Here is a 13,658-nt window from a genome sequence, read left to right on the forward strand (position 1 = left end):
ACACTACAATTCAGGGAATAACTGCATTTCGCATACCTTATATTCCAACTACATATTTTCTTAACCAGTATTTCTTAACCAACTCTCATGAGAATGTCTATGCCCAACCTAAGATATTCAATGATCTTAGCGTCATTTTTCTTCCTTACGAAAGCTTTTTCGCAAATAAGTCTTCCATACTATCAAAATTTTGATGGTGTAGCTGAAATATCCTATACTACGGATACCGATACTCTTAACGAAATCAATGAATGGGGCTTTGCTGCCGCAAGAGATGATTCAGAAAGATTAGGTGGTTTACTTATGATAGGTTCAACTAATGGATTTCAAGGGTCACAATCCGTTAATCTAAGCAGGAATACTGATCATAATAATTCTCAATATGTAACCAATTCAGCTGTCCTAACTTTAGATCTTTCTGGCTATGATGCGAATACGACTGATATCTTTTTGGATTTCAGCTTTACTAGAGGGAATTTATCTTATTCGAATAGTAATAATGTAAGAATCAAAGGCTCACCATCAGAAAACAATATAGTGATATACGATTGGGATGCTAATCTTCCGAATTATTTAGAATGGAAAAATGTCAAAAGACTCAATTTGAGTCAGGCATTAAGAAATGCAGGCCAAAATTTTTCTGACTCTACTCAAATTAGGTTCGTTGAACGGTCGTATAGTAATACTCATGCTTTCTATTTTGATGAAGTAACTATATATGAGCGTCCAATTAATGATGTGCGTGTTACTGAAATTGACTTACCATCTGCGTCAGGTTCGCTCACATCTGCTGAAGAATTAAGTGTTTCTATTATTAATGATGGAACAAGTGATTTGACGAGTGTTCCACTCACTATTAAGGTGGAAGGTCCTGGAGTCACGGAGACAATCTCGGAAACAGCGTCTATGAGTGCCATTTCAACATCCGAAACTTATACCTATACATTTAGTCATTTATTTGACTTATCAGAGCCTGGAACCTATGATGTAACAGCGTATAGCTCACTTGCAGGAGATACTAGTTATTTTAATGATACGATTTTTAGTGTCACTTATAAGTATTCCACGTATAGTGCAGGATTGCCATATTCAGAGGATTTTGAATCAAATAATGGTGGATTTATTGGTTATGGTAATAATAGTAGTTGGGAGTATGGTGACTTATCAGATGGCTCCAAAGGTTGGGTAACTAATGCTTCTGGTAATTATAACAATAGCGAATATTCTTATTTATTATCACCAATATTTGATTTATCCGCCGAAACCTCAGATCCCTATATCGGATTCGATATAGACTTTAATACTGAGTCTTGTTGTGATGAATTTTGGCTAGAAGTTAGTTTAGATGGAGGTATAACTTTTTCAAAAGTTGTATCTCCTCAGCTTCAATATACGTCAAACGAAAATTATTGGAATGGAGTAGGGAGCCTAAGTTTTAGTGAAATGCTTATTACTGGGACTGGAGGTAATTCTGAAGTAATGCTTCGCATCGCTTTTGATTCGGATGGATCAGTAATAAATCCTGGAATTGAAGTTGATAATTTTACTATTACAAGTAAACCGGCTAATGACGTTTCCTTAGAAGCTATAGGATTACCTCAAGCATCCACAGAATTATCATCCACCGAATCAATATCATTAGATGTAGTTAATTTAGGTACAGGGGGGCAGAGTTCTGTTCCCATTTCTATAGTATTCACTAGTCCTTCAGGTGTACAGACTTACTCTGAGAATACTCCTGCTATATCTTCAGGGGATACAATTACCTACACTTTTTCTCAACAATTCGATTTTTCTGAGGTTGGGAATTATTCTGTGACTGCTTATACATCCCTTGCAACAGATACATATAATGAGTTAGATACCATACGAAATCAAAGAAGTTACCATCAAGGAAAGTACGAAGGGGACTTGCCTTTATTCTATTCATTTAATGCTGAGAATGATACTATTATTTATGATGGTACGGCTTTTTTTGGAACTGAAGACTTAATTGGGGTAAGTTATTTGTCTGAAGGGATAAATGGTCAATTAAGGGTCAACTCAACATATGCAGAAGATGGAAAGTCACTAATACTTAGCAGATCAGAATATAGTAATCAGGGAACTTTAAATCAGCTTTTAATTTCTGCGGATCTATCTAGTTATTCTGCAAGCTCGGATAAAGTGTTGTTCGACTATAATGTTCGAACTTATTATGAAGGGACTTCTAGCGCTGGTGTATATGTTAGAGGAAGTGAGAGTGACCCATGGGTATTACTACATCAATGGGATCGCAATTATTCGGCAAATAGTGTTTGGCAAAAATATCAATCATTAGATATTTCAGCTGTCCTGGTTGCAAATAGTCAAGATTTTAGTTCCACTTCGCAGATTAAGGTTCAATCTATTGGTAATTCTGAATACCCATATGATTACGTCTCTTTTGATAATATACGTATATATTCTGAGCCTGTTAATGAATTGCAATTGCTCAATATTGTCGTTAGCGAGGGGCCATTTTATTCTAGCTCTGAGTCTCTTCAGGTAGAAGTAATTAATAATGGAACAGCAACACAAACAAGTATACCAATCTCTTTCAATATAGAAGGACCCAATGGCTCTTCCACTTTTAATGAAGTATTGGTTGGTAGCTTAGCTGAAGGTGACACAACACTTTTGGATATTGCGGAATCAATAGATTTTAGTGTGCCTGGAGCATATTCAATTACAGGTGCTTTAGGTTTAAGTGGTGATGAGTGGTTAGAAAACGACACTCTTACTGTGACTGTGGGTAGCTACTCAAAATATACAGGTGAATTGCCATATTACTTGACCTTAGAAGGATTAGCCGATACTACATATGCCCCCGGACAGTATACAATGGATGGATTGGACGGAATATCATTTGAAGGGTCAACTTCTAAGTCGAGATTATCCATATTGGACGCAAACTATTATTATGGAACGGGTTCACAGGCACTAAAATTTGATAGAAGAGACTACTCTTATTCTTCCAATGAAATGGTTTTATCATTGGACTTAAGTGATTTAGATGATACTCAAGATCGGTTACTATTAGATTTTCAAGTTTATAGCTACAGTGCCGATGATTACGATGTTAATAAAATTTATGTAAGAGGCAATACAGATGATGATTGGCTTGTTGTTTATGATTGGTTTGATACTACTAGTTACTATAGTAATAAGTGGATTTCTATACGAGAACTCCCTTTGTTTGATACTTTACAGGCTAATGGTCAAACATATTCAAGCGAAACACAAATCAAGTTTTCTGAATATGGGTATGGGACGTCCTCAGTATTGTTTGATAACATTAAAGTCTATCTCCAGTATGATACAGACTTAGCCATTGTGTCTTCAGACCTGGAAGGTAAATCTGCAGGATTAAGTGAAAGTCAACAGTTTAAAGTAGATATTTTTAACAATAGTGTATCGGACTTAACAGGATATACCATTAATGCTACTATTGATGGACCATCTGGTCTCCAAAACCTTTCCGAAGTGTTTGATGTGACTATTCCAGCACAAGACACAATGTCTATTCAATTTTCGGAACCAATAGATTTTGGTGATTTTGGTGACTATTCCGTATCCATGTCAGTAAGTATCACAGAGGATGGAGATCCAACTAATGATGAACTTAACTTGGATCTTTACAGAATTAGCAGATATACGGGGGAGTTTCCATACTTTGAAGACTTTGAATCAGCAGCAGAAGCTACATATGGAATTACACCTTCTACCGAATTGACTGGATTTAGTTTCACAACCACAGATCCTAATGGAATATTCCGAATTGTAGATAGCTTAACAAACAGTAATAAATCAAAAGTAGGGTTTTTATCAAGAGGATACACAGATGTTTTGGCTACAAATTCACTGATATTTTCGGCAGATTTATCAGCGTATATAAATCGTGAAATGATGCTTGATTACGATTTAAGCCAGAGTTGGATGAGCTACAGAAATTCAGACAATGGTATTTATGTTAGAGGAAATGAGAATGAATCATGGGTGTTATTACATGATTGGAATTCTAACCGTCCTTCTCATTTAACTTGGAGCTCTTTTACCGGTTTAAATATCACTGAAGTTTTAATTGAAAATGGACAGACTATTTCAGAGACCTTTCAAATGAAATTTCAAGACTTTGAAGTAGATTCTGGAAACGGATACATAATAGATAACCTTAAATTATACCCTAAACTAGAACAAGATGCCGAATTACTCGCAATGGATATTGTGCAAATAGAGGGGGCAGAAGGAGAGAGAGTTTCATTGGATATTTACAATAATGGAACTGAGGAGATTGTAAGTGTTCCTGTTACTTTCGTTGCGACCAATGGCTCTGTAAGTCAGGATGTTACTGAGTTAGCATCTATTAATATTGGTCGAGGAGATACTGTGACTTATGTGTTTGATGCTGATTTAGATTTTTCGACCGGTGGATATTATATAATCGAGGCTTTTGTTGCTCTGCCTGGTGATATTTATAATGACGGAGATACTACTAGCATATCACTTTATAAAGATTTTAGGTTTAATGAAGAGATACCGATTTTAGTTGATTTTGAGCAAGACTCAGCCAATTTCCGCACGTATGGTTCAAATTCAAGTTGGACTTATGATTCATTAGAAAATGGGACGAAAGGATGGTTGACTAAAGTAGATGGTAATGCTGGGTATGGTAACTATGAAAGGTCATATTTGCAGTTTCCCACTCTTGATTTATCAAGCTATAATCAGGGGATATTTTTTGAATTTGATCTTTCTGTTAATTTGGAAGAAAGCTATGATTTCGCATGGTTAGAGATGTCTCTCGATGGAGAGACTTTTGATAAAATTGATAGTGAAGAACTCCATTATCAAGCAGGATCAACTAGTTGGAATGGAAATCAAGATATTCAAGTGCGCTCATTGTATATACCAGAATCATTTGGTAATTCACAAGTCATATTTAGGTTGGCCTTGTCTACGGATGGATCTGTTAATCGAGAAGGGTTGCAATTTGATAATTTTGTGGTAAGAGGCCCATTAGATAGAGACCTGGCATTCTTGATGTTGGAAGGAGAATCAATGACTCCTGATTTTGGTGAAGCAGAATATTTATCAATAAAATTGGTAAATGAAGGTACTCAAATGATTGAGTCTGCTGATCTAGTTCTGAATATTGTAAATCCAGCTGGAGACACGATACAATTGGAAGAAACAAGTACAATAAACCTTGGGTCATATGATACGCTTTCTTATCAATTTGCGAGCTCGTTAGATTTGTCAGATGTCGGTGATTACTATGTTTGGGGTTATGTTTCTACTACAGGAGAACAGAATAGTCAAAACGATTCGATTTCTTCCTGGCTGTATCATCAGAATAGTATTGATGAACTGCCATTTGTTTTAGATTTGAATGGAGTATACATTACTAGACAAAGAGTCAGTACTGCTTTAATTGAAGGGCTAGATGGGTTCAGTTTTGAATCAGGTGCATCAGGAGAGCTTACCATTTCGAACTATAACTCTGAGCACAAACACTCACTATACTTATATAACCGTAGTTCTTTAGATAACGTAAGTAAAGCTTTCTTAACTATGGATCTATCAACAATGAGCACATCATCGAATGTTTTGATGATGGATCTTCAATATTTAAATTCTGATCCTGACGAAATTAATGGACTTTATGTGCGGGGAAGTCATGATCAAGAATGGATATTAGCTGTATCTTCAGAATCACTAAGTTCATTTACATGGAGTGATTTAAGAGTAAATTTGACTGCTTTGTTAAAGCAGCATAATCAGGAATATTCTGCAACTACTCAGATTATGGTTTTTAACTCTGGGAGATGGAATCAGACCTATATCGACAACTTTTCAATCTATGAGAGAAGTTCGCATGATTTAGAACTTATTTCAGTTAGTATTCCTGAATCTGGATTTGTTATTCAGTCCAATGAATCTATTCAAGCAGTTGTAAGAAATAATGGTATTACAACAGTCAATTCTGTTCCATTAAGATTAAGAATTCTGGGGCCGTCTGGAGTTAACCAATCAGAGTCTTCAAGTAATGTCACATTAGCTACAGATGAAATTGATACATTTTCAATTAATTCTACCAACACTTTTGTAGAAGAGGGGACTTATCAAATAACCGTAAGCACAGAGTTAACAGCCGATACGGTTTCTGAAAATAATTCTTTACTTGCATATGTAGCGCATCAATCTATTTATTCGGGCTCTCTTCCATATTATGAGAATTTTACAAGCCTTACTGATTCTGTTTATGATCATAGTAGAGGGAAGTTGGGAGCTATAGGTGGGTTATCCTTTAACGCTGTGCCAAATGTTGGCCGTTTGACTGTAGATGAAGATTCGCACTCTATAAGAATGTGGAGATCAGATTATACTAACTCATCAAGTACAAATAATTTACTTCTATCAATGGACTTGTCTGCATATAGTACTTCAGATCCCATTCAACTTGATTTTAAGTTTAAAGGGTATGACTATTATGACATATCAAGATATGTAGAAGTGAGAGGTGATACTTCACAAGCCTGGTTACGTTTGTATGATTGGGTAGAGAATGCGTCTTCATCCAATTTTATTGAGGCTAAATATCTTGCAATTGCGGATACTTTGGCTGCTCATGGTCAGCAATTCGGAACCATGACTCAAGTTAGATTTACACAAGGAGCTGACTGTTCCGGCTGTTTCTTTGAGCTATCTTCTATTGAGGTGTATGAGGCACCAGAAGTAGATTTGGCAATTGAAGTTTTAGAACCAATTGCAGCATCCATTCACCATGAGAACTCTCAGATTAAAATTGTTCTGATGAATGAAGGACAAAATACAATAAGTAGTTTGCCTTTGTATGCTACTGCTTTTGCTGAAGATGGCTCATCTCAAACTATTGATTTTAATGCTACATTGGATTTAGCTCCACTGACTACTGATACAGTTGTGTTTGATAGCTTTTTTGATTTACCTAATCCAGGAAATTATACGGTCAAAGTATACTTTGATCTTGCCAATGACGAGCGTCATTACAATGACACATTAAGTAGAACGATGATTGTTCGTTCTACTTATTCATCAGAGTTACCGATGATGCTGACTTTTGATGATCATGTAAGCCAGGTGGGAAGTAAAGAGAGTTATCAATTTGCTGATTTTGTAGGTTTGAGTTACGAACTATCTGGCAAAATTGATCTGTCTGTTGAAAGTCCATCAAGCGGAGATGGTAAGGTTTTGAAATTGAAGCAAACATCTGATTCAGATAGAAGCGCCACAGCTGATCTGGTTTTCACGTTGGATTTGAGTGAGTATGATACACTGACCGATGTGATCAAATTAAGATTTGATGCTCTAGAAAGAAATGACTATCCATCTGTTTCATTATGGATTCGTTCAAATGAAAGCCTTGATTGGATACGTTATTCGTACATTTATTCCGGAAGTTACATGATTGATATTCAATCAGAACTGAAAAGGATGAAGCAACAGTATTCAGATCAAGTCCAAATTAGGCTATTTTTTGAAGGAGGTGGTTATAGTAATGCCAGTATCTCATTTGATAATATTTATTTGTTCAATACTGCTGATAATCTAGCACCTCAAACACTAGCATTTGTGGAAGATCCACTGCCTCTTTATGAAGATACAGACTCTATTCAATATGTTGGAAGGGTAATTGGTGAAGATATTGATGAGTACTTTACTCTGAAATACAATATTTATTACAATGTTTATGAAGATTCGCAAAATAACAGTTCATTCTATATGCGAAGTGATAGTCTATTTATGTATCAAAATAGAAGTTATGAAGCAGATTCTGTTTTGAATATAAATATTAGAGTGATCGACACAGAAGGAGCGTATTTAGATCAGCCTTTTGAGTTTACTCTGATTGATTTGAATGACTCTTTGAGCGGTTTAGGACTGTCTAAATACTGGGTGAATGAAAATAACACTGATACTGTGGTGGTTGCTGTTCTTCAGCCTGTAGATGAAGATTTGAATGATATCTATGCATACGAGTTTATTGATGATGAATTGGGATTAGATAATGAAATGTTCATCGTTGAAAATGATGAATTAATGATTATTCATCCAAATTATGAGACAGAGAAGCATTTCTTTGATCTGCACTTGAGAGTAACTGAGGCATCTGGTGATACAGCTAGTTTAGCAACAACTATCGAGATATATGATGTGAATGAACCTCCGATTTCCATGGATATCATACTTGAGGAGATTGATGAGGATGTTGAATATGGATCATTAGTGGCTACATTCTCTGCTACTGATGAGGATCCTGGGGATGATACTTTTATATACAGATTTGAAAGGGATAGCTTCTATGTTGTAGACAACCAGTTGTTTACTGGTGTTTACTTTGATATCGACGAGGAGCTTCACCTTCCACTTTCTGTAATTGCTGAGGATGAATGGGGAGCTCGTAGTGAGTTTGATTTTGAAGTGATCATTATTGATTTAGTGGAATTGGGTATCGAAGATGAGAATATTGTGGTATATCCAAACCCAACCATGAATGAACTTCATGTTGAAAACAAAAGAATCACAAAGCTTGAAGCCTTTGATTTGACAGGGGTTAAAATGATTGAGACGGTAAAGGATCGAGTCATAAACACCCGAAATTGGAACTCCGGTGTCTATATTCTCCGAATATGGGTTGGAGAAGAATCTAAGGATGTCAAAATCATCAAGAAATAAACAAGCAGAAAAGGCTTGCCAACGGCAAGCCTTTTTTCGTTTAGATAAGTGATAAGCAAAGCCAAACCCCACAACAAGCTCGGCAATGCTTATCGACAGTTACCTAAACATCTGTCATCTATAATATTTAGTGATTTGCGATCTGGAATGCTCTGGATATGTTGAAACCTAAGTGGATGTCACCATTGAAGAAGTCATTCGTAGACTCTCCAATAAATCCTTTTTCCAACATCGCTGTAGCATTGGTTAATTGAATTTGGAAAACGTGTCCTCCTGTTTCAATATCCACACCTACTGCAAAAGCATTATGGTATTGGTCTCCTTTGTCTTTAAACTGAGGCCAGTACTCCATATTGATCGTTACTCGATTAGTTACTTTTAGTCTTCCACCCATTCCAAGAGCTATGACTTCCGAACCCGTTTCATTGGCTTCTATTAATTCATAAAATGAATAGGATGGAGTAAGCTGAAGAGACAATGCTGGAGTCACTTTTCTGGCGATCAAGATCTGATGTGTGACAGCCATTTTATCAGATAAGTTGATTTCATAGTCATCAAATCGCTTCAACGTTTTGATCGTAGCGGAACCAAAATATACCATACTAAATGGTACAGTTTTAGCACCTGTTTGCTGTCTCATAAATTTGTATTTGATAAACCCATCGTAGGTTTTCTCAAATGAACTTCTCCCTGCACCAAACATAAATCGGTCAGAAGGAGCGTATTCCAAAGCAAGACGAATATTGGACTGGTCGAGGCCCCACAAATTGTATCCACCAGAGTTTAACGTTCCGAATCGGTGAGAAATGATAAACTCCAGGGTTCCCTTTTTACGAATTTCAACACTGTGTCCATTGATAATTCGTGTTCCCTTGAATGTTGATGTGGTTAGGTTTTCAGAAGGCTCTTGCTCAGCCATGAGATCTGCAAGGAGATCATCTTGTGCAAAAGCCAATGAACCAGTAATAGTAAGCAGTATGATTAAGGTAACTCTCAGCATGATCTCTTTATTTAAGTCGGAAAATTGTGGTTACTAGAACTTCCTCTGCAATGTTTTTGATCAATAGCGTTGGAACCTCCACATCATATTCTTCAATCTTGACGATAAATTCAGATTTAGCAACTAACACATCACCTTCCTTTTTAAAAGTGATTGGAAGTGTCACATCTTTTGTAACGCCGTGTATCGTTAGCTTTCCTTTCACTGATTGAGTTAATGAATCAGCGATGTTTTCATAGTCAGATGCTTTGAAATTTGCTATTTCTCCTGCAAATGTTGCTTTCGGGTATTTGTCTGATTCAATGTAATTTTCATTGAAATGCTCTTCCATTAACGATTTTTCGAAATGAAAGTCTTTCATGTTCATTGCAACAGCCACTTTCCCAGTACTGAAGTCTAGTACTCCGAGAGCTTTTTCGTTGATTGCTTCGATATCTTCTAAAGGTGCTTCTGAGAAAAATCTAGCGTATCCCTGATTGTCCATTTTACGCTGTGCGTTAGCGATAAATGTAAGGCCTATCAAAAGGCTGAGTATGGTTAGTCGTATCATAGTCGTATTAGTTTAGTGATTTAGTTATTTGGGGTATTGTCACTCACCCAACAGTTGATTTTTGAGATGTCAGCATCAGGTATTTTGCCAGAAGGAGGCATCGTTCCTGCCGAAGCTCTAGCGAGTATTCTCGCTGCACTGTTAATTATGTTTTCCTTGGTGCTCATATTCGGAGACTGTGACCCGCCGTGACAACTGGAAGTAGCACAGTTTGCTTCTATAATTGGCATGATGTCATCGCCAAGTGAAATTCCCGATAGAATATCAATTTCTTGTGTGGAAGAACATCCATTGTCATCAGTTACGGTCAAGTCATAGCTCCCAACCGTCAAACCGGAATAACTTCCATCAGCTGATGTGCCTACGCCGCTTAATTCAAAACTATATGGTTCTGCTCCTCCAGAAACGGTAGCAGTTATAGTGCCATTTGAAGTGCCACATCCTGCATCATTTGCCGCTACTTCAGAAAAGTTTACTCCATCTGCATTAGCAACTGTGATGGTTTCAGTTGAAGAACATCCATTAGCGTCTGTTACTGTAAGTGTATAGCTTCCTCCTGGAAGCGAAGTAAAAAGCCCTGTTCCATTGGTTTCAGTTCCTATTGAATAGGAATATGGCTCTGTTCCGCCAGTAGCTGAAGCATCAATTGATCCCGTGTTTGAGTTACATGCTGCATCAGTGGTTTCATTGGTTATGACAATTGGAGTAGTTGCACAGTCAAACTCAAGGCTGACTTTCTCTGCTTCACAACTCCATAGGAGCCCTGCGATGATTAGGTATCTGTATTTCATTGTTAATAAATTAGTTAAAGAGGGTCTATATACGACCCGCGGTAATCGTTTAGTTTCTTGAATCTTGATATTTGGGATCTCCTAGCTGAGATTTCAGAGCAAAAAGCGATCACTTGTCATCGCTTCAAGTTTGATGATTGGCTGCCAGATCAATACCCTTAATTGTAGATTTTTTAAATGTATCCGGTGAGTTTTTCTCCTTCGGAAATTGTTTTTAGAGATTTCATTTGAATGTAGAGTTTGGTTAAAGAAATGAAATAGTCTAGATGTTGCTAAACTTGTTGTGGCGCTCTTAAATTGAATAATGCAAATTTCAAGGCAATTATTTCAACTGACTAGTACACAGCCGTCAAATCATAGAATATTTCCGACAATTTCATGTGTTTTCAAAGGTGATTTGTCATTTTCCGACATTTATAACTAATTGATAGTTAAGTAGATGGAATAAGTTTCGCAACTATTTTAGACATAGAAATCCTGTCTAACACATGTTAGTTTTTTGATCTTTACTTCATATTTGATACTGTTTAATTACAAAATCTTAAGGTGTTTGTGTAAACAGGTTTTGCTTGACAGTAAACAAAACTCCGTAACCATAAAGTGAAACTTGAGCCCAGCCGATTTCTTGCAAAGGCATCTGAATGAATGGTTCTATCACCAGAGAAGTTTTTGAACGCCATAAAAACTCTCCAGCAACAGACGCATTCATAATTGACCACATTAACGTAGTATTTTCATCAGTTTTCCAACCCTGAGAATATGTTGGGTTAGGCTGATTAAACTGATATTGATATTCTTCATCTAATAGGAAGTAGTTACTAAGACCTCCGTTGATTTTCCAATTCCATTTTCGTGACTGAATAAAGTCAAATCCTACGGTGACTGGGATATCAATAACTGAGCAAGATCCGTTGACCCAGGTAGGTACAAGTCCTCCAGTATTTTGTCCCCAATAACCTGCTGGTGGATGATATTCTTCGCCAGGAGAAGTGTATTTTTTCTTGTTGAAGAATACTCCTGATTGTAGTTCGAATCTGCTGAGCGGTTTCCAAAATATTCGCAACCCTACCTTATTGGTCGCTCTTAATTTTCCTTTAAAATTTAGGCTATTGAAATCAGGAGCGTATGCCAAACCAATAGCGATTCGATTCCATTGAGTCATTTTGGAACTTGAAGAGTCCGGTAGTGAACCGGACCATAAATAATTCTCAATACTGTCAGGAGTATTAAAAGGAATTATAAAAGCTTTAGATTCTGAATCTAGTGATTCGATAGAATAAATAGGAAAGTACACCTGTTCTGATAAGGTCGCAGAATTTTCTTCCGTTTTGTTTGATTGAAAAGGAAATAGTCCTTCTACAGAATCCTGTTGGTCATTTGATTTGGTTAATGGTCTGTTTGATGATGGTGATACATAGGAAGAGGTGCTGTTTGTCTTATTCACTGAATCAGGAGTGTTTTCTTCTGCGGATTTTACATTCAATTCATTATCAACTGAATGTAAATCTGCCGTTTTTGCATTGGTAGATTTGCTAATTATTACTTCTGATTTGGTGGATGAAGACGGATTTTTCGAGGAGGTGCCTTCAAGATTCTTTTGTGATTGATCGCTATCTAAAATTTGATTCTCTTCTGATGAGACTGGTCTAGATGTTGAATTCTCTTCAGCTTCCTTCGATGCAATTAAAGTGGCCTTTTTATTCGCAATCAATTCTGAATCCTGAGAAGATTGCTCATCCGCTAATGAAACTTCCTGTGAGCCTTGGTTGGATGTTGTATCTTTTGACTGACTTTGAAAAGAGTCTTTCAAGAACCATCCCAAAATAAAAGCGAGACTTGTTGCGAGGAGTAAAATAACCAGACCTCTTCTTATACCGATTCCGCCATCATCAGTAGTAGATGCCCCTAACCCTTCTGCATCTAATAAGGCCTCCATTTTAGTCCAGTCTTCTTCCATGAAAGAAGTTTGCTCAACCTCAAGGTGCTTTTTAAAGAATTGTTCGATATGGTTATTTTCCTCGCTCACTTAGCTTTCCACTTCAAAATAGATTTTTAGTAGTTCCTGTAGTTTTTTCTTTGCTTTATGGTAGTTGCTTTTAGAAGTTCCTATAGAAATCTCCAGCATCTCAGCGATTTCTTCATGTTTATAACCTTCAATTGCGTGAAGATTAAACACAGTTCTATAGGCAATTGGTAGTTTTCTAATGAGTTCAAGGAGATCTTCATAGTTCAGAGAATCTAATTGCGACTCCTGCACCATTTCTCTGATCCCCGCCTCTATTTCTAATTGTTCCAATTTGAGTTGATATTTCTTCACATGATCTAAAGCACTATTAATCATAATTTTTCTGATCCATGGCTTAAATGGCTGTTTCGTATCAAATGTTTTGATGTATTTAAAGACTTTTAAAAATCCATCATTCATAATTTCCACAGCATCATCTCTTGTCTGGCCATATCTGAGGCATACGCTCATGCAATAGCCATGAAACTCCTTGTACAGGATTTTCTGGGCTTCACGCTTTTGTTGAGCGCACCCTTTCAGAGTGGAGGCGATATGTTGATTGTCAAGATGCAATCT

The 13,658-nt window shown here is 36.7% G+C and carries 6 protein-coding genes; 1 reads left to right on the forward strand and 5 read right to left on the reverse strand.

Annotated features, from left to right (window positions below; translation table 11 throughout):
• The first annotated feature begins 120 nt into the window (after positions 1 to 120).
• Positions 121 to 8,736, forward strand: coding sequence for a T9SS type A sorting domain-containing protein (locus NXS00_RS17120; protein ID WP_258100473.1), 8,616 nt, complete (start codon positions 121 to 123; stop codon positions 8,734 to 8,736).
• A 127-nt stretch (positions 8,737 to 8,863) separates the two neighbouring features.
• Here the strand turns inward: NXS00_RS17120 and NXS00_RS17125 are convergent, their stop codons facing one another.
• The 5 genes from NXS00_RS17125 to NXS00_RS17145 form a co-directional block, all read right to left on the reverse strand.
• Entirely contained in the window at positions 8,864 to 9,736 is an 873-nt protein-coding gene (locus NXS00_RS17125) for a DUF5777 family beta-barrel protein (protein ID WP_258100474.1), read from the reverse strand.
• 7 nt (positions 9,737 to 9,743) lie between these two features.
• A complete protein-coding gene (locus NXS00_RS17130; RefSeq protein WP_258100475.1) occupies positions 9,744 to 10,286 on the reverse strand; it encodes a YceI family protein in 543 nt (180 codons plus the stop codon).
• 20 nt (positions 10,287 to 10,306) lie between these two features.
• On the reverse strand, positions 10,307 to 11,077 hold the full coding sequence (locus NXS00_RS17135) for a SprB repeat-containing protein (protein ID WP_258100476.1): 771 nt from the start codon (positions 11,075 to 11,077) through the stop codon (positions 10,307 to 10,309).
• A 541-nt stretch (positions 11,078 to 11,618) separates the two neighbouring features.
• Positions 11,619 to 13,103: a hypothetical protein gene (locus NXS00_RS17140; protein ID WP_258100477.1), complete on the reverse strand. Its 1,485-nt coding sequence runs from the start codon at positions 13,101 to 13,103 to the stop codon at positions 11,619 to 11,621.
• Positions 13,104 to 13,655, reverse strand: coding sequence for an RNA polymerase sigma factor (locus tag NXS00_RS17145; RefSeq protein WP_258100478.1), 552 nt, complete (start codon positions 13,653 to 13,655; stop codon positions 13,104 to 13,106).
• Between the last annotated feature and the right edge of the window lie 3 nt (positions 13,656 to 13,658).

It is taken from the genome of Marinoscillum pacificum (assembly GCF_024714495.1).
Taxonomy (GTDB): domain Bacteria; phylum Bacteroidota; class Bacteroidia; order Cytophagales; family Cyclobacteriaceae; genus Marinoscillum; species Marinoscillum pacificum.

Excerpts from the sequence above, each read along its gene's own strand:
- NXS00_RS17130 (WP_258100475.1), bottom strand. The coding sequence starts at position 10,286 with ATGATACGACTAACCATACTCAGCCTTTTGATAGGCCTTACATTTATC.
- NXS00_RS17125 (WP_258100474.1), bottom strand. The coding sequence starts at position 9,736 with ATGCTGAGAGTTACCTTAATCATACTGCTTACTATTACTGGTTCATTG.
- NXS00_RS17120 (WP_258100473.1), top strand. The coding sequence starts at position 121 with ATGATCTTAGCGTCATTTTTCTTCCTTACGAAAGCTTTTTCGCAAATA.
- NXS00_RS17135 (WP_258100476.1), bottom strand. The coding sequence starts at position 11,077 with ATGAAATACAGATACCTAATCATCGCAGGGCTCCTATGGAGTTGTGAA.